16 protein-coding genes are annotated in these 17,343 nt (G+C 54.4%); 11 read left to right on the forward strand and 5 right to left on the reverse strand.

Features of this window, described 5'->3' with window-relative positions; translation table 11 throughout:
- Together BLP91_RS06280 and BLP91_RS06285 are read right to left on the reverse strand one after the other, a co-directional pair.
- Positions 1-261: helix-turn-helix domain-containing protein (locus BLP91_RS06280; RefSeq protein WP_143003483.1), on the reverse strand; the 261-nt coding region annotated here is incomplete at its 3' end.
- Between the two features lie 106 nt (positions 262-367).
- Positions 368-1,864 carry an FAD-dependent thymidylate synthase gene (locus tag BLP91_RS06285; RefSeq protein ID WP_091567858.1) on the reverse strand — a complete coding sequence of 499 codons (1,497 nt, stop codon included), beginning with the start codon at positions 1,862-1,864 and terminating at the stop codon, positions 368-370.
- Positions 1,865-1,929: 65 nt separating this feature from the next.
- Between BLP91_RS06285 and BLP91_RS17255 the strand changes: the two genes are divergently transcribed.
- From BLP91_RS17255 to BLP91_RS06310, 6 genes are all read left to right on the forward strand, one after another.
- On the forward strand, positions 1,930-2,061 hold the full coding sequence (locus BLP91_RS17255; RefSeq protein ID WP_281220439.1) for a hypothetical protein: 132 nt from the start codon (positions 1,930-1,932) through the stop codon (positions 2,059-2,061).
- A 145-nt stretch (positions 2,062-2,206) separates the two neighbouring features.
- The gene (locus BLP91_RS06290) at positions 2,207-3,217 is read left to right on the forward strand and encodes an ABC transporter ATP-binding protein (protein ID WP_091567860.1); all 1,011 of its coding nucleotides are present in this window, start codon (positions 2,207-2,209) and stop codon (positions 3,215-3,217) included.
- Positions 3,192-4,175 carry an ABC transporter ATP-binding protein gene (locus BLP91_RS06295; protein WP_281220441.1) on the forward strand — a complete coding sequence of 328 codons (984 nt, stop codon included), beginning with the start codon at positions 3,192-3,194 and terminating at the stop codon, positions 4,173-4,175. The genes BLP91_RS06290 and BLP91_RS06295 overlap by 26 nt, the downstream gene beginning before the upstream one ends.
- 85 nt (positions 4,176-4,260) lie before the next feature.
- Positions 4,261-5,862 carry an ABC transporter substrate-binding protein gene (locus BLP91_RS06300; RefSeq protein ID WP_425412190.1) on the forward strand — a complete coding sequence of 534 codons (1,602 nt, stop codon included), beginning with the start codon at positions 4,261-4,263 and terminating at the stop codon, positions 5,860-5,862.
- 93 nt (positions 5,863-5,955) lie between these two features.
- Positions 5,956-6,966 (forward strand): ABC transporter permease, encoded by a 1,011-nt coding sequence (locus BLP91_RS06305; RefSeq protein ID WP_218119239.1) that lies wholly within the window; start codon positions 5,956-5,958, stop codon positions 6,964-6,966.
- A 68-nt stretch (positions 6,967-7,034) separates the two neighbouring features.
- Positions 7,035-7,877: an ABC transporter permease gene (locus tag BLP91_RS06310; RefSeq protein WP_281220466.1), complete on the forward strand. Its 843-nt coding sequence runs from the start codon at positions 7,035-7,037 to the stop codon at positions 7,875-7,877.
- A gap of 223 nt (positions 7,878-8,100) precedes the next feature.
- Here BLP91_RS06310 and BLP91_RS06315 read toward each other — a convergent pair whose 3' ends face one another.
- The gene (locus BLP91_RS06315) at positions 8,101-9,741 is read right to left on the reverse strand and encodes an SLC13 family permease (RefSeq protein ID WP_245662159.1); all 1,641 of its coding nucleotides are present in this window, start codon (positions 9,739-9,741) and stop codon (positions 8,101-8,103) included.
- 360 nt (positions 9,742-10,101) lie between these two features.
- On the opposite strand from BLP91_RS06315, the gene BLP91_RS06320 reads away from it, so the two are divergent.
- Positions 10,102-12,207: a heavy metal translocating P-type ATPase gene (locus BLP91_RS06320; RefSeq protein WP_091567871.1), complete on the forward strand. Its 2,106-nt coding sequence runs from the start codon at positions 10,102-10,104 to the stop codon at positions 12,205-12,207.
- A gap of 60 nt (positions 12,208-12,267) precedes the next feature.
- On the opposite strand, the gene BLP91_RS06325 is transcribed toward BLP91_RS06320, so the two are convergent.
- Together BLP91_RS06325 and BLP91_RS06330 are read right to left on the reverse strand one after the other, a co-directional pair.
- Positions 12,268-13,344 (reverse strand): copper resistance D family protein, encoded by a 1,077-nt coding sequence (locus BLP91_RS06325; protein ID WP_091567874.1) that lies wholly within the window; start codon positions 13,342-13,344, stop codon positions 12,268-12,270.
- Positions 13,345-13,346: 2 nt separating this feature from the next.
- Positions 13,347-13,877, reverse strand: a complete 531-nt coding sequence (locus tag BLP91_RS06330; RefSeq protein WP_091567878.1) for a copper resistance CopC family protein — start codon at positions 13,875-13,877, stop codon at positions 13,347-13,349.
- Positions 13,878-14,075: 198 nt separating this feature from the next.
- Here BLP91_RS06330 and BLP91_RS06335 point away from each other — a divergent pair, with 198 nt between their 5' ends.
- The 4 genes from BLP91_RS06335 (at position 14,076) to BLP91_RS16700 (ending at position 17,311) form a co-directional block, all read left to right on the forward strand.
- The gene (locus tag BLP91_RS06335; protein ID WP_091567881.1) at positions 14,076-15,023 is read left to right on the forward strand and encodes an MBL fold metallo-hydrolase; all 948 of its coding nucleotides are present in this window, start codon (positions 14,076-14,078) and stop codon (positions 15,021-15,023) included.
- A 53-nt stretch (positions 15,024-15,076) separates the two neighbouring features.
- On the forward strand, positions 15,077-15,322 hold the full coding sequence (locus tag BLP91_RS06340; RefSeq protein ID WP_091567883.1) for a glutaredoxin family protein: 246 nt from the start codon (positions 15,077-15,079) through the stop codon (positions 15,320-15,322).
- A 373-nt stretch (positions 15,323-15,695) separates the two neighbouring features.
- Positions 15,696-17,195: a sodium-dependent transporter gene (locus tag BLP91_RS06345; protein ID WP_091567886.1), complete on the forward strand. Its 1,500-nt coding sequence runs from the start codon at positions 15,696-15,698 to the stop codon at positions 17,193-17,195.
- Positions 17,195-17,311, forward strand: coding sequence for a MetS family NSS transporter small subunit (locus BLP91_RS16700; RefSeq protein WP_176757868.1), 117 nt, complete (start codon positions 17,195-17,197; stop codon positions 17,309-17,311). The genes BLP91_RS06345 and BLP91_RS16700 overlap by 1 nt, the downstream gene beginning before the upstream one ends.
- Positions 17,312-17,343: the final 32 nt, after the last annotated feature.

Raw genomic sequence — 17,343 nt, forward strand, 5'->3', positions numbered from 1 at the left:
TTTTAAGACATCGTTCTCCAATTCCAGCTGACGGACATATTCATCCTTTTGCAGTGGCCTCTTTCGCCCTCCCCGGCGGTCTTGTAGCCCTTCGGATCCTTTTAACTTATATTGACGCAACCAGACCTTCAAGCGGCTCACGTCATGGATCCCCAACCTTTCGGCTACCTCCCGTTTGGTTACACCCTGCAGTCTCATTTGAACGGCTTGCATCTTCAGTGAAAAGGGATAATGCCTGAACTTCTGTCCTTTTTTCGCCATGAAAACACCCCTTAAAAGTAGTTCCGTTCACAGGGGGTTTTTCCTGTGTCTACTTTAAGGGGTGCACATCACAATCAGCACGCGGGGTGGTTTTTGTGATGCGGGATCAGCGGCGTTTGGCATAACGGGCCAGAACGGGATGGTGGGTTTCCAGATCGTTGTACAGCTGTTCAAAGGCGGCGCGGATGTCCCACTGGGCTTCCGGTGTGGTCCGGAGATTGATCAGGTGGTACAACTCCCACAGGTTGGCAGTGGCGGTCACCTGGCGGTGGTGGGCGTTGGTGACGCAGTAAGGGGCGGCTGCCGGGCAGATCTCCAGCATGTGGTCATAGGTTTTTTCCGCTATCGCCATCAGCCGGGAGAAGGTCTCGGTTAAGCCGGCTTCACGGATATGGGGGGGAATGGTGTACCCCCAATCCACCGTGGGTTCGCCGAAGGTGAAGTGGGTGCCCCGGTTGTGTCGGAGCAGTTGGTGCCAGTTGGCTTCCGACAGGCTGAACTCCATGGTGTAAAAAAGGTGGCGAAAGAGTCCCGTCGGATTGTCGAAAAAGTGTAGATGCTTCAGTGCTTTCTCCAACCGCTCTTCCTGTTGGGATACGGTCATCTGGTCAGCCGTTTCCGCCGCCTGTGCAGCGGAAAGGCCGTATTCGCCGACCAACAGGTGGATCGAAAGGTCGCGAAGGGCTTGCCGATATTCCGGGAGATGGAGGAAACGGGCAGAGGGACCCTGATGAGCGGTTCCCCGGTCGGAGCTGGTTTTCCGAGAAATCGGTTCTTGGGCCAACTCTTTCCGGGTTTCCAAGAGATACTCGCTAGGCTGCACATGTCGCAGCAGCGTTGGGATTACTTGGCTGATCTCCCGCTCCATCTGTCGGGCCAGTTCCCGGGATTCAGTGTGTCGGCTGGACAACAATTGCACCAAAGTGTCCCGGAGCGCCCGTCCGTTCCCTGTCAGTCCAAGGCTGGTCTGTGTCGCCAGGGTGAGCACATAGCGGGCGTCCTCAAAGGCTACCTTTTCCACTCGGGAGGAAAACCGCTTGTCGCTCTCCCCTTCCCGGCGAGGGAGGGTGTTTTCCAGGTGGGCGGTTAAACCGGCTAGCAGTTGTTCATAGGTGTCGTAGGCCTGTTCCTGGAGGCGGATAAAGGCGGTTTTAGCCGACGGATGGTCGTCCAGCTCTGCCGGGATGTGGTAGGAACCGCGGGCGGGCCGCTGATAACGCTGGCTGTATTCGGTAAAGCTGTTGAAGGTGTTGGCCAGCTCCAGCTCTGCTGAGGCGAGCCGGCTGATCTTTTCGATTCCGAGGTGGGCGACTGCATGTTCGGCGACACTGCTGTGGCCGTAGCCGACCACCCATTTTTCGTGAAAACGGGAGGCTTTTTCCGAATAAGCCGTGGCCATTCCGCTGGCAGCATCATTGACGGCCAGTTCATCGTCCTTCAACAGTCTGGCCAGATTGTCCCGAAAACCGGCTGGGCTTCGGCTGACATAGGCGAAGATGACTGCGATCACTTCTTCAGGCAAATTATAGATGGCATATACGTTTTGGTCCAGGTTGGATACATACCGGGTCAGATCGATCGATTGCTCCTCGGCGTGGTTCATTTCCTCTCCCCCGTTTCGATAGACTTCATCGTTCCTATTCTATCAACCAAGGGGTGGTATGGAAAATGCCGGTTTATTCTGCCTTCCAGATGGGTCACTTGTGGAATTTTCATATTTTTATCGTCCGTTGTGCACGGACACCGAACGATCGGTCCGATCAGGGGATCGCCGGATTTACCGGTCATAACCGTTGGTGAAAGGGGTTATTTCTTAAAGAATAACTATTGACGAACAGGAATTTGTTCAGTTAAATCGAATATATCCATTCTGAAAGGATTCATTCTTTTCCCTTGATTCACGGAATTCTTTTTCCGATATTTCACAAATGATTGAGGTGTCTTTATGGTTCGGCCTCTACTGGAGATTTCTCGATTTAAAATGTATTTCCATACCGACAAAGGGGTGGTCAAGGCTGTAGATGATGTGGATCTCACCGTAAACGAAGGGGAGGTGGTTGGCCTGGTCGGGGAGTCGGGCTGCGGAAAAAGCGTCACCTCACTGTCGGTGATGGGCTTAGTGCCCCGTCCTCCTGGGCGAGTGGAGGGAGGCAGCATCCGCCTGGCAGACAGAGAGCTGACCCATCTCAAAGGGCGGGAATGGCGGAAAATCCGCGGCAACGTTGTCTCCATGATCTTTCAGGAGCCGATGACTTCCCTCAACCCGGTATTTACCATCGGAGATCAGATCGTGGAAGCGATTCGTCAGCACCGAAAGCTGGACAAGAAAGCGGCGCGGCGTCTGGCAGCGGACAGTTTGCAGGAGGTGGGCATCAGCCGGAAAGGAATCCTGGAGGAATATCCCCACCAATTATCCGGCGGGATGCGGCAGCGGGTGATGATCGCCATGGCGATGGTATGTCGCCCCAAGCTCTTGATCGCCGATGAGCCGACCACGGCCTTGGATGTGACCATCCAGGCACAGATTCTCGACCTGATGCGGCGGCTCAACCGAGAGACGGGGACTGCTATCCTGATGATCACCCACGATCTGGGTGTGGTGGCGGAAATGTGCGATCGGGTCGTGGTCATGTACGCCGGCCAAGTGGTAGAGGAGGCGGATGTGAATACGCTGTTCAACCAACCCCGTCATCCCTATACCCAAGGTTTGCTCCAATCGATCCCTCGATTGGGCCAGCGCGCCGAACGGCTGTACTCGATCCCGGGCAACGTTCCCAACCCGAAGCAGATGCCGACGGGATGCCGGTTTGCACCCCGCTGTGAGTACGCGATGAATATCTGCCGGACGGAAGAGCCTGGTCTGTTTGCGATAGGAGATGGACAAAACAGCCGGTGTTGGCTCCATGTGGATAAGAAGGAGGAAGCGGATCGTGACCCAACCACAACCACTTCTTGAAGTCGAGCATCTGAAAAAGTTTTTCCCGATCCGCGGCGGCGTGTTCGGAAAAAAGATGGGGGAAGTGAAGGCGGTGGACGATGTCACCTTCTCCATCCGGAAAGGGGAGACCCTGGGGATCGTCGGGGAGAGCGGCTGCGGGAAATCCACCACCGGCCGAGCCATCCTCCGTCTGGAAGAGCCCACCTCAGGCAAGGTGAGGTTTGAGGGCCGGGAACTGACCGCTCTTAAAGGAGAAGAGATGCGGAAGATGCGGCGGGAGATGCAGATGGTGTTTCAGGACCCTTTCGCCTCCCTCAATCCCCGCAAAACCGCAGGAGAGATTATTGCAGAGCCTCTAAAGGTTCACGGGATCGGCGACGCCCGGAAACGGAAGGAGCAAATGAAGGAACTGCTGCAAGTAGTCGGTCTCGATTCCTTCCACGCCGGCCGTTATCCCCATCAATTCAGCGGGGGACAGCGACAACGGATCGGGATCGCACGGGCGCTGGCGGTACGGCCGAAGCTGATCGTGGCTGACGAGCCGGTCTCGGCGCTGGATGTTTCTATCCAGTCTCAGGTGTTGAATCTGATGGAGGATCTACAGGAACGGTTCGATCTGACCTATCTCTTTATCGCCCACGACCTCAGCGTAGTTCGTCACATCAGCGACCGGGTCGGGGTGATGTATCTGGGCCGGATGGTGGAGCTGACCGATCGGGACCGTTTGTACGAAAACCCGCTTCATCCCTATACCCAGGCGCTGTTGTCGGCGGTGCCGGTACCAGATCCGGAACCGGAGGTGAGACGGGAGCGGATCATTCTGAGTGGAGATGTTCCCAGTCCCAGTCACCCACCGAAGGGGTGTGCCTTTCACACCCGTTGTCCCCATGTGATGGATATCTGCCGGGACGTGCGACCGGAGTTTAAGGACCATGGAGACGGTCATTTTGCCGCCTGTCATCTGCTGGATCCGTGACATCTTGTGAAGGAGGTGTTGTACCGTCTGGTGGTGAAGTAGCGAAAGGATCATCTTATCTCAAGGGGGTTATTGACAAATGAACATGAAGAAGTCTCTATTGATCGCTGTCGGATTTGTGCTGATCTTATCCACAGTTCTGGCTGGCTGCGGCGGCAAGAGTGCCGGCGGCCAAGGGAAAACGCTGATTTACGGCCGGGGTGCCGATTCGCCGCAACTGGATCCGGCGCTGGTCACCGACGGGGAATCCTTCCGGGTGACGGAAAATGTGATGGAAACGCTGGTCGAGTACAAAAAGAAGAGCATGGAAGTAAAACCGGGTCTCGCGAAAGACTGGGAACAATCAGATGACGGAAAGACCTGGACTTTTCATCTGCGCGAGGGTATTCAATTTCATGATGGAACGCCCTTTAATGCCGAGGCGGTCGTGTTCAACTTTGAGCGCTGGATGAACCAGGAGATGAAACCGTCTAAGAAGGATGACTTCACCTACTACGCCTCCATGTTCGGCGGCTTTAAAGGAGACGAGGGGCATATCATCGAGAGTGTCAAAGCGGTGGATGAATACACGGTCCAGTTTCAATTGAAAGAGTCCCAGGGCCCTTTCCTGCAAAACTTGGCCATGTCTCCCTTCGCTATCGCTTCACCGAAGGCGGTCAAAGCGGATCCTGCCGAATTTGCCCAACACCCGGTGGGAACGGGACCCTTCAAGTTTAAAAGCTGGAAAAAAGGGGACTCCATCACCATCGTGAAGAATGAGGATTACTGGCAAGAAGGCCTGCCCAAGCTGGACCGGGTCATCTTTGAGTCGATTCCCGATAACTCCGCCCGCTTCACTGCGCTTCAGTCCGGGGATATCGATGTGATGGATGGACTCAACCCCGACGATGCCAAACGGGTAGAAAAGAATGAAAATCTCCAACTTTTGAAGCGCCCTCCCAACAACGTCGGCTATCTGGCTTTCAATACGGAAAAGGAACCCTTTGACAACAAGAAAGTGCGGCAGGCGATCAACCACGCCGTCAACAAAAAAGGGCTGATCAAAAGCTTTTACGCGGGGCTGGCTGAACCGGCTAAAAACCCGATCCCGCCCTCCATGTGGGGTTACAACGAGAAGGTCGAGCCTTACGAGTACGATCTGGATAAAGCCAAACAATTGCTGAAGGAAGCGGGTTACGAGGACGGATTTAAAGCCACCTTCTATGCCATGCCGGAGCCCCGTCCTTATATGCCTGATGGCAAGAAGATCGCGGAGTACATTCAGGCGGACCTGAAGAAGATCGGGATTGAGGTGGAGATCGTCAGCCCCGAGTGGCAGACGTATCTTGAGGACACAGAGCAAGGGAAGCATGAAATGGCGCTTTTGGGTTGGACCGGTGACAACGGCGATCCGGATAACTTCCTGTATGTCCTCCTGGACCAGGATAATGCCCGAGTTCCCGCGCAAAACATCGCATTCTACAAAAACGAACAACTGCACGACATCCTGATTAAAGCCCAACGGGAAACGGAACAGTCCAAACGTGCCGAACTCTACAAAAAAGCCCAGCACATCATCCATGAAGACGCTCCCTGGGTTCCATTGGTCTACTCGACTCCGTCCCTGGCCGCCCAATCCTATGTCAAAGGCTATCAGCCCCATCCCAAGGGTTCCGACAGCCTGGCGGAAGTCGATATTGAAAAGTGATGGTTAGGGCGGCGTTGCAAGTGCAATGCCGCCCTTTTTTAAGCAACTGCCTGCGGAGACTGATTCAGCTTGGACTGAAAGGCTGGTGAAACCGTGATTGCCTATACGATCCGGAGAATCCTCATGTTAATCCCGGTGTTAATCGGAATGTCGATTATCACCTTCTCCATTGTTCATGCCATTCCGGGAAGTCCTGCCAAAGCGATTCTCGGGGAACGGGCCACCCCGGAAGCGATGGAACGCCTGGAAGAAAACATGGGCTTGAACGATCCCTTATATATCCAATATTTCCGTTATGTCGGCAACCTCCTGCAGGGGGATCTAGGGACATCTGTCCAAACGGGACGACCGGTGGCGGAGGAGATCCTCCCTTATCTGACAGCGACCTTCGAACTGGCTTTGTGTGCTATGTTGATCGCCATCTTCTTCGGGGTTAACCTGGGAATTTTATCAGCGTGGCGGCAGAACACTTCCGTTGATTATTTATCCATGGTGATCGCTTTGATCGGGGTGTCGATGCCGGTTTTCTGGCTAGGTTTGATGGAACAGTGGATCTTCGCCCAGGAATTAGACTGGCTTCCCTCCAACGGGCGTATGGATCCCAGGATGTTCTTTGAACCGATCACCAATTTTTATCTCCTGGACGCGTTGATCCAGGGAAATCTATACGCCTTACAGGATGCATTCAGGCATATGCTGCTTCCGGCGATTGCTCTGGGAACCATTCCCATGGCGATCATCGCCCGGATGACCCGCTCCAGCATGTTGGAGGTCCTGCGATCCGATTATATCCGGACCGCTCGGGCCAAAGGGGTCCGGGAAGGCTTGATCATCTACAAGCATGCGTTGAAGAACGCTTTTATCCCGATCATCACGGTATTCGGCCTTCAGATGGGACTCCTGCTAGGAGGAGCCATTCTGACGGAGACCATCTTCAGTTGGCCAGGGGTCGGACGCTATCTCTACGACGCGATCCATGCACGGGATTATGCCGTGGTTCAGTCCGGAATCTTGATTGTAGCCACTATTTTCGTGATCATTAACTTGATTGTCGACCTTTTATACGCCTGGATTGACCCGCGAATCCAATATGGGAAGGAGTGAATACGGTGTCCACAAACACCCCTACGATACAAAAGGAGGAACAGGGGACCGGCCCGGGAACGGAACCGGTGGATTCCCCTCTCCGGGACAACCTGCGTGCCTTGTTGCGCCACCGATCGGCGATGATCGGCGGGGGAATCATCCTCTTCTTTATTCTCATCGCCCTGATCGCTCCGTTATTGCTCCCTTACGGGTACAATCAGATTGACCCCGATGCCCGCCTGCAGGCTCCCTCCGGCGAGCATTGGTTTGGCACCGATGACTTCGGCCGAGACATCTTCGCCCGGGTCATTTACGGGGCCCGAATCTCTTTGTGGGTCGGCTTTTTTGCCATTTCGGGGTCGATCGTAGTCGGCTCCGCGCTGGGACTGATTGCCGGTTTTTACGGGGGATGGCGCGATACCCTGATCTCCCGTCTCTTTGATATCCTGCTGGCGTTTCCGGCGATCCTGTTGGCCATTGCCATCGTGGCCATGTTGGGCCCCAGTCTGGAGAATGCCATGTACGCCATCGCGATCATCAATGTGCCGACCTTCGGTCGCTTGATGCGTTCCCGGGTGCTGGCGGTCAAACAGGAAGATTATGTGTTGGCGGCACGGGCTATCGGGATGAAGGATCGGCGGATTTTGTTTAGTCACATCCTGCCCAATTCCTGGACCCCGATCATGGTGCAGGGGACGTTGGGCTTTGCCACAGCGGTTTTGGAAGCGGCTGCTCTCGGGTTTATCGGGATGGGTGCGCAGCCGCCGGAGCCGGAGTGGGGTAAGATGTTGTCCGACTCCCGGGCGTTTATCCAGTCCGCTCCCTGGACGATGGTGTTCCCCGGTTTGGCGATCATGTTAACCGTGCTGGGATTCAACCTGTTGGGTGACGGCCTGCGGGATGTCTTCGATCCGCGGATGAAACAATAGTCGTGCTAATGAAAACGGGCGGTGGCAGTTACCCGAAGGCTACAACTGCACCAGGTCTCGCTGTGCGATCCTGCAGAAAAAGCCGGACCTTCCCGGTAAGTGACTCGTTCGGGTAAACGCTTCTCTCGTATCGAACCGACCATGAATCATCATGCTGTGATAGGGACTTTATTGAGAAAAAGGCTGCTGACGATCGTGTCAGCAGCCTTTTTCTTTAAAATCCTTATTTCATCGGCGTCAGCAAATCGATACCCCAGACGGCGGGAAGGAGGAAATAGACGGCCAAAGAGACGACGATGACACCTAACAGATTGAGCCAGAAGCCAGCTTTGGCCATGTCCTGGATCCGGACAGAACCGGAACCGAAGACGACGGCGTTAGGCGGCGTCGCCACCGGGAGCATGAAGGCGCAGGATGCCGCCACGCCGGCCGCCACCATCAAGCCGTAGGGGTGAACCTGCATTGCCCCGGCGAAGGCGGCCATGATGGGGTACATCATGGTGGCTGTAGCTGTGTTGGAGGTGATTTCCGTCAGGAAGATCACCAGCGTCGTCACCACGATCAGCACCAGCAGGAAGTTGAGACCTTCCAAGAGCGTCAGCTGTTCCCCGATCCATCTGTCGAGACCGGATCCGGTGATGCCGGCAGCGATCGCCAACCCGCCGCCAAAGAGAAGCAGAATCCCCCAGGGGATATTTTTGGCGGTGTCCCAATCCAGCAGGAAGGTGCCGGGATGGTTCCGGGAGGGGATTAAAAATAGGATGACGGCAGCTGCAATAGCGATGACGGTGTCGTCGATCCCGGGGATCAACGGCTTTAGGATAAACTCCCGGGTGATCCAGGCCAGTGCGGTCAGCGTAAAGACGATAAAGACCATTTTCTCCTCGTACGTCGCTGTTCCGAGGCTTTCCTTCTCTTTGTCGATGATCTCGCGACCGCCGGGGACATTGTCAAAGTTCATCGGATAAGCGACCTTCACCAGATACCACCAGGTGAGGCCCAACAACACGATCACGACCGGAACCCCGAACAGCATCCAGGTGGCAAAGGAGATCTGCACACCGAATATTTGATTGACCTGGGCGGCGAAGATGGCGTTGGGCGGGGTGCCGATCAGTGTACCCAGGCCGCCGATGGATGCGGAGTAGGCGATCCCCAGCATCATCGCCGTGCCAAAGGGAAACCGGCCCGGGGTGGTGTCCACTTCGGCATCGCCGTTTTTCTTGAAAGATTCAGCCACATGGGAGATCACCGCCATCCCAATCGGAACCATCATCATAGCTGTAGCCGTGTTGGAGATCCACATAGACAGAAATCCCGTCGCTACCATCGACCCCAGGATGAGACGCTGGGGATGTGTACCGATCCAGGAGATGATGTTGAGAGCGATCCGCTTATGCAGATTCCATCGTTCCATGGTGAGTGCGATCATAAAACCGCCCATAAACAGAAAGATGGTGGGATCGCCGTAGGAGGCAGTCGTCTCCCCCAATTCCAGGGAGCCAGTCAACGGGAACAAAACGATCGGCAGCAGGGATGTGGCCGGAATCGGAATCGCTTCGGTGATCCACCAGGTGGACACCCAAAGGGTACAGGCCAGCACCCCCTGTGCCTGGCTTGACATCCCTTCCGGAGATGGGCCGAGCAAGACGATCAAAAACAGAAGCGGTCCCAGAACAAGCCCCACTTTTTGTCGGGAAGAGGTTGACGGAGTCGGCGGCGGGGTGGAAGGCCCTGTCTTTCCCGGCGGAGCCTGAGACTCCGTGGCCGCCGTTTTCGGGTTGTATTGAGCGAATAAAAGCAATCGTTTGACATCTTCACTCCATTGGCAGAGTCGGTTCCACCAAAGTTGGAAGGTACCCACGGCATTACCCCCTTTTTGAGGAAAACGTTTGCAAATCGCTAAATCTATCATAGCGGGTGGAACGGGTAGACTGTCAAGAGAGATCATTGCCATTTGAAAGGCGATTGTGTCTCCCGTAGGCTACTTTGCTACCTGATCCTCACCTAAAATTCTCTACATCAGAGGGTTCATGTAAGATCTTGTGGTTCGATCCACCCCAGCGATACCCGCTTTGGGATCGTGATGATCGGTGATCAGGTGTTTGAAAATTGAAGTCCGGGGACGGCAGTGATAATTTATATTTAAAAGGAACTTTTTGATCAATTTTATAAAGGATGAGCATGTTTTACCCCATCATTCGGAAAAGGCAGGTGGACCCGGTTGGCTAAACATCAGGAATATACCTATCGATTAACCGGCCTCACCTGAGCGGATTGTGCCGCTCAGTTTGAGCGGAAGTTGAAAAAAGAGCCTGGTGTGGCCGACGCCCGACTTAATTTCGGCGCTTCCAAAGTGACCATCGTCGGGAAGAAGCTGTCCACGGAGAAAATCAATCGGCTGGGCGCTTTCGATGATATACAGGTGGCAGAGGGGGAACCCGATGAAGGAGCCTCTTTTTGGACCCGTAACCGACAGGTGCGAATGACCGCCCTATCCCTGGTTTTCCTTCTGTTGGCTTTTCTCCTTCAATGGCTGCAGGTCTCAAAGCCTCCGGTGATCGGACTCTTTCTCCTGGCCACGGTGATCGGCGGATGGGAGACGGCCCGTAAAGGATTCCCCAGCTTGATCCAACTCCAGTTTGACATGAACAGCCTGATGAGTGTCGCGGTCAGCGGAGCACTGGCTATCGGGTACTGGGAAGAGGCGGCTGTGGTTGCTTTTTTGTTTGGGGTGAGTGAATCCCTGCAGGCATATACCACTTCCAAAGCCCGTCGTTCCTTAAAGTCGCTGGTGGAATGGGCGCCGAGGGAAGCGACGGTGCGGCGAGAGGGGCAGCTCAAAGTGTTGCCTGTGGAAGAGATTGCTATCGGAGATATGATGTTAGTGAAGCCTGGGGAAAAATTGGCCATGGATGGAGTGGTGACAGCCGGCCGCTCGGCGGTCAATCAGGCGGCGATTACGGGAGAATCGGTTCCGGTGCCGGTAGGGCCCCAGGATGAGGTGTATGCCGGCTCCATCAACGAAGAAGGGGCGTTGGATGTCCGGGTAACGAAACGGGTGGAAGATACCACCTTGGCCCGGATTATCGACCTGGTGGAAGAAGCACAGGAGCAACGGGCCCCGTCCCAAGCTTTTGTGGACCGGTTTGCCAAATACTATACACCGGCGATCATGATTCTGGCTGCCGGGTTAGCATGGGTACCGCCGCTTTTCTTCGGCTCTCCCTGGATCTCTTCCATCTATGATGCCTTGGCTTTGTTGATCGTCGCTTGTCCCTGTGCGCTGGTGGTGTCTACACCGGTGGCGATTGTATCCGCCATCGGAAACGCCGCCCAAAACGGCGTACTGATCAAGGGGGGGTTGCACCTGGAAAACATGGGCGCTCTCAGAGTGATGGCCTTCGACAAAACCGGTACCTTGACCCGGGGTGAACCCCGCGTCACCCGGGTGATCCCGGTCCATGGTGTCGAGAAGGCGGAAGCTTTGGCTCTTGCCGCTACCCTGGAGGCCCGTTCCGAACATCCCCTGGCCCGGGCGATCTTGCAAAAAGCCAAGGAGAAAGCGATCCCCATCGGCGAAGCCCATGATTTTGAGGCGATACCGGGACGGGGAGCGCGGGGAGTCGTCGACGGTCGGGAATGCTGGATCGGAAGCCCCCGTCTTTTTGAAGAGAACCACACCCCCTTACAAGCGGTGCAGCCCCTTTTGGAGGAGCTGCAAAGCCAGGGAGAGACGGCGGTTCTCCTGGGAGATGGGAAACAGATAACCGCGATTTTTGCTCTGGCGGATACCTTGCGTGATATCAGTCCACAGGCGATCGCGGAACTGCGGCGTGCCGGTGTGAAGCGATCTGTGATGCTGACAGGAGACCATCGGGCAACCGCCCAGGCGATCGCGACACAAGCTGGTATTCAAGAATACCGGGCGGATCTGTTGCCGGAAGACAAGGTGGAAGCGGTGAAAGAACTGCGCGAGAGCGACCACCGGATCGGGATGGTGGGCGACGGGATCAATGACGCCCCAGCCATGGCGGTAGCCACCACGGGGATCGCCATGGGCGGTGCGGGGACCGATACAGCACTGGAAACAGCCGACGTCGTCTTGATGGCCGATGACTTATCCAAGCTGCCCTTCACGGTTCGGCTGAGCCGGGCCGCACTGCGGGTGATCAAGCAAAATATCGGTTTTTCTCTGCTTACAAAATTTGCCGCGGTCTATTTGGTGTTTCCCGGCTGGCTAACCCTGTGGCTGGCCATCTTTGCCGATATGGGAGCTGCGGTGTTGGTCACCTTGAACAGCTTGCGCTTGATCCGTATCCGTCCTTGATCAGGCGGTAACAGATACAAAAGCCGCAAGGGGATGAATCCCTTGCGGCTTCTCTTTGTATTAAGTTAACGCCGTCAACACCGTTAAAAATCCGGCGATGACAAATCCGATTCCCATTCCCCACATGCCGGAGGCGGAGATCCGTCGACGTTCCGCCATCAGCAAGCTCCCGAGGAACAAGAGAGCCAACACTGCGGTTAATCCGTTGATCGGTGTGAAGGCCCACTGTGCCGGCAGGTCGGGAACCGTTCCGGTCAGCCAGGCAAACAAGGGAGAAGGGGGCTCTGTTCGCATCGTTTCAGCCACCTCATGTGGGGGCGTTTGCTGTCCCATAATGGCAGTCGCGATAAAAATGAGCAGAATATACATGCCTTCCGCCCGCACACCGGTGAGAGGGTTCCAGTTGGGATCTTGTTGCCAACGGGCCCGCCGTCGAAAACCGTTGATAAAGGCAAACCACAACAGGGGCACCATCAACAAATGCTTGAGCAACAAGGCTTGCCCATAGGGTAGCAGCCAACTGTTGACGTACTGGGGAACGATGATCTGCATCAAGCCTAGTCCTGCTACGATCAGAACCAGCACGCAACTGATGGCCACCGGGGTGAACCACTCTAAAAACTTCCCCCAGTCGGTGGCCCGGGAGGAGAACCAACCGACCACTAACAAGATCCCGGACCAGGTACAGACTGCAGCCACATGGAGGCTATGAGCCACAAATCCCGCCGCCGGCGCCTGGGAGGCGGCGTGGGAAGCCCATCCCATCAACAGGAGTAAGACGCCGGCCCACCCGACTCCAATCCGAGCCAAGCGGGGATTTTGGCTCAAGTCGTTGAAAGAGATCATCAAAAAGAGAACCATGGAGATCGCCAGAGTGAACCACCAGGCTTGTCCCACCTGAAAGCCGAACAACACTTCCTTCATTGTTGCCCAAAAACCGGAGGCTTCCGCCAAAAAACGGACAATGGTATAAACTGGACTGAAGGAGAGCAGGCCGACCATCAGAGCAGACCCGGCGAGCAAGGGCTTGGGAAGGTGGATCGCAGGCCGTCGTTGGGCCGGGATCCCATACAGGATCAGCCCGCCGAGAAGAAGAGCTAAGCTAGGGTAAAGAAGGGCTTCGGTCAAAATGACCATCGTTATCGTTTCTTCCTCATCAACAGGATCAACATCGCCACAGCAGCTACTCCCAGGACGGCAATCAGCCCGATCAACAGCGGAGCGGGTTGATCGGTACCGGTGTTACCGCTATTCTCTTTAGAGGTCCGCGGGGATTCATCCGGTTTCTCTTCCTCCGCTTCCGTTGAGGTCGAGTCAGTGTCGGTTTTTACCTCAAAGGAGTAGCTTCCCGACACCGGGTGACCGTCGGCTCCTATCACTTTCCATTCCACCTGATAAGGGCCTGGTTCCAGCTTTTCAGGCAACGCGCCCGAGACCGTATCCCCTGTTACCTGGAGGTCCTGGGGTTCGATCACCTGCCCGTCCTTTCCTTTAACAATAAATGAGCTGCCCGATTCTACTTTTGTATCAAAAGTCAACTGAAAATTTTTGACCGTTTCCTTGATCGTCTCCCCTTCCTTTGGTGACGCTTCTTCGAGACTGCTGTGTGCATGGACAGCAGCCGGCAGCCACACCAAAAGGATCGCGATCAAAAGCGCCCATCGCTTCATCTAGTATCACCTCAATTTGCTTCATGGCCTCATTATAGCAAGCTCCTTTCATCAAAAAGGGAGGTTCACAAAAAGGTTCCAATTTGTTCAAACCGAGCAGGGACGTTCATGGAGGATCACGCTTTGCGTCGGGGGATGAATCCGTTATCATTAAATTGAGGAGAAAGTCTACATTATGTGATTTAGAGGAGGAAGAGCATGGAATCGAGCCGCATATATGATTGGGGAAAGGGAATTCGGATGATCGACGGTTACGATCTCGGGTTGCCGGGCCGGACGGGAATCTATGTGTTGGAGGAGGAGGAACTCACTCTGGTGGAAACGGGTCCCAGTCCATCGGTGCCATATATACTGAAAGGGTTGGAGGAGCTGGGCTACCGGCCGGAAGAGGTGCGCAATGTGATCGTTACTCACATCCATTTGGACCATGCGGGAGGGGCGGGTCTTCTCTTACAGAGTTGCCCGGAAGCTCGGGTGGTGGTTCATCCTCGGGGGGCGCGCCATCTGGCCGATCCGTCCCGGTTGATTCAAGGAGCCCGAATGGTTTACGGGGATCAGTTTGACTCTCTGTTCGACCCGATCGTGCCGATCCCGGAAGAGCGGATACTGGTCCGGCAGGATCAGGAGACGCTTTCCATCGGGCCCGACCGGACCTTGACCTTTTTGGACTCCCCGGGCCATGCCAAACACCATTTCAGTATTTATGATCCCGTCAGCCAGGGGTTGTTTACCGGGGATACCGCAGGGGTCCAATACATGCAGAGCAAAGAGTTTGGCTTTCCTTTTTATCTTCCGACCACTTCTCCCAATCAGTTTGACCCCGCAGCGATGAAAGCCTCGATTCAACGCTTTCGCCAGTTGGATGTGGAACGGCTTTTCTTCGGGCACTTCGGTATGACGGATCAGCCGGGTACCGCCTTCGATCAGGTATCGGAAGAGTTAGACGCTTTTGTGGAAGCGGGAGAGCAGGCGATAACTGCTGGCGAGGGAGCCGCCGGGATCGAGCGTCGACTGATGAACCGGTACCATCCGATGCTGCGCAATCATGGCGTCCCCGAAGATCACGCGCTGTTTCGGATTCTCAAACTGGATTTAACAGTTTGTGCCATGGGATTGGAAGAGACCCTTACCCACCAAAAAAAGTAACACGATCGCCGATCCGGCTGTGATATCGTGTAGGGTACAAGGAGGTTTTTAAGATGAGCGTGGTGATTTATTGCCGTCCCCATTGTATCGAGTGCAATATCGTCAAACGTTTTTTGCGGGATCATGGGGTGGACTACGAGGTGAAGGACTGTTCGACCCATCCGGAGTACCTGGAAGAAGTGAAAGAGATGGGCTTTTTAGGGGTTCCTGTCACGGTGGTCAACGGGACGCCGATTCAGGGACTTCAACCGGACCGGATCAAAAAGGAGTTGGCATCTGCTGCCGAAAGTGGAGAATAATCCTCTCCCGCCTTCGGCGGTTTTTTTTTTGACCGATCGCTTTGGAGGAAAATGAAATCAAGGTCGAAGCGGTGAAACTTTTACCGGTTTTCTTCCTCGCCTCCTTCCGTTCAGGAAGAGGAGAGGGAGGGCTAACAGAATATCAACACAGTTACTGATTAAAAATACATAAAAATTAAAACAAAAGTGTCCTTCCCACACGTTCAAAACCATATAATGGTTCCCCTTATGCCGAATATTGTGTCGGAATCTGTGGACATTTGGCTAAATTTGCGATAGAATTTCATAAAACAACCAAGGGTGGACTATCTATTTATATTTTTGAATATTCCACACCTTCATTTTTTCAAGTATCTTCAGGAGGAATGGTCATATGGCTACACGGGAACAGTGGGGCAGCAGAACGGGATTTCTGTTGGCTGCCATCGGCTCGGCAATCGGGCTGGGCAATATTTGGCGATATCCCTATATCGCCTATGAAAACGGTGGCGGTGCCTTTTTAATTCCATACTTTATCGCGCTGTTGACGGCGGGAATTCCGATTTTGATCATGGAATATGCGTTGGGGCATCGGTACCAGGGCGGAACTCCTTATGTTTTTAAGAAACTTTCTAAAAAGTGGGAGTGGCTCGGTTGGTGGCAAATTGTTGTCGCTTTCTTTATTGTGACTTATTATGTGGTGATCATCGGTTGGGCACTCAGTTTTACCTATTTTTCATTTGGAACCCAATGGGGCCAAAACACAGAAGCCTTCTTCTTTAATCAATACTTGGGAGATACCGGAGCCTTTTGGGAGGCGGGAGGGTTGCAGTGGAAGGTGCTGCTCCCCGTGCTGCTCATTTGGGCAGTCATCCTCTTTGTGATGCAAAAAGGGGTTCGCAAGGGGATCGAACGGGCCTCCAAGATTCTGATGCCTGTTTTGATTTTGATGATGGTGGCGATTACCATTCGGGGTGTCACACTGCCGGGGGCTGTTGAAGGGTTGAATGTCCTGCTGACTCCAGATTTCTCGTCTCTCGTCGATCCCAATGTCTGGATTGCCGCTTATGGTCAAGTATTCTTTTCACTTAGCATCGGTTTTGGAATCATGATTACCTACTCCAGTTATTTACCTGAAAAATCGGATTTGGCCAACAGCGGAATGATTGCCGCCCTGGCGAACAGCGGCTTTGAATTTTTGGCCGCATTGGGAGTCTTCGGGGCGCTCGGTTTTCTGGCAGTCAGTCAGGGTAGTTCCGTCAACGAAGTGGTGAATGCAGGGGTCGCGTTGGCTTTTGTGATTTTCCCGCAGATTATCAATCAGTTTCCCGGACCGAACTCTCTTTACGGGGTGTTGTTCTTCGGTTCCCTCCTCTTTGCCGGATTTACTTCCGCTGTGTCGATTCTGGAGCCTGCTATCGCCGGCGTGAAGGAGAAGTTCGACCTGAGCCGCCGTCAAGCCGTCAACTGGGTGTGCGGATTGGCTTTCTTGGTCAGTTTGATGTACACCACTCGCGGTGGGATCCGCTATCTGGACACGGTGGACCACTTTATCAACCAATACGGCGTGGCGTTGGCCGGACTGGTAGAAGTGATCATGATTGCCTGGGCAGTACGCAAGTTGGGCATGATTCAAGAGCATATCAATGCCGTATCCGACATCCGGATTGGCAACTGGTGGCGCTTCTGTTTGGCCGTGGTAACGCCGGTGATGGTCACACTGATGACCGTCTTCAATTTGATGGGGGAATGGGCCAAGCCTTATGAAAATTACCCCTTAAGCGGTCTGATCGCTGTCGGATGGAGCGTGGTTCTGGTAGCGCTGGTGTTGGGCTTTGTGTTTCAGAAAATCGGTTGGCGTCAATCCGCCATCGGACAAAAGGAGGCGTCATAATGCACCCGCAAGCGATTGCGATGTTGTTGATCGGGGCCGTGGGGTTGTGGGGCGGTTTGGCCTATTTTCTTTTCCACGCCTATCGGTCAAGCCGGAAGAAGAAAGTTTCTTCATAATATAAGTAGTTTTAAAAAACTCCCCGCTTAAA

Source organism: Melghirimyces thermohalophilus (assembly GCF_900102685.1).
GTDB lineage: Bacteria > Bacillota > Bacilli > Thermoactinomycetales > DSM-45169 > Melghirimyces > Melghirimyces thermohalophilus.

Coding starts and splice junctions, on each gene's coding strand:
- BLP91_RS17255 (WP_281220439.1), top strand. CDS start 1,930: ATGCCGGTTTATTCTGCCTTCCAGATGGGTCACTTGTGGAATTTTCAT.
- BLP91_RS06340 (WP_091567883.1), top strand. CDS start 15,077: ATGAGCGTGGTGATTTATTGCCGTCCCCATTGTATCGAGTGCAATATC.
- BLP91_RS06335 (WP_091567881.1), top strand. CDS start 14,076: ATGGAATCGAGCCGCATATATGATTGGGGAAAGGGAATTCGGATGATC.
- BLP91_RS16700 (WP_176757868.1), top strand. CDS start 17,195: ATGCACCCGCAAGCGATTGCGATGTTGTTGATCGGGGCCGTGGGGTTG.
- BLP91_RS06300 (WP_425412190.1), top strand. CDS start 4,261: ATGAAGAAGTCTCTATTGATCGCTGTCGGATTTGTGCTGATCTTATCC.
- BLP91_RS06285 (WP_091567858.1), bottom strand. CDS start 1,864: ATGAACCACGCCGAGGAGCAATCGATCGATCTGACCCGGTATGTATCC.
- BLP91_RS06330 (WP_091567878.1), bottom strand. CDS start 13,877: ATGAAGCGATGGGCGCTTTTGATCGCGATCCTTTTGGTGTGGCTGCCG.
- BLP91_RS06325 (WP_091567874.1), bottom strand. CDS start 13,344: ATGGTCATTTTGACCGAAGCCCTTCTTTACCCTAGCTTAGCTCTTCTT.
- BLP91_RS06345 (WP_091567886.1), top strand. CDS start 15,696: ATGGCTACACGGGAACAGTGGGGCAGCAGAACGGGATTTCTGTTGGCT.
- BLP91_RS06290 (WP_091567860.1), top strand. CDS start 2,207: ATGGTTCGGCCTCTACTGGAGATTTCTCGATTTAAAATGTATTTCCAT.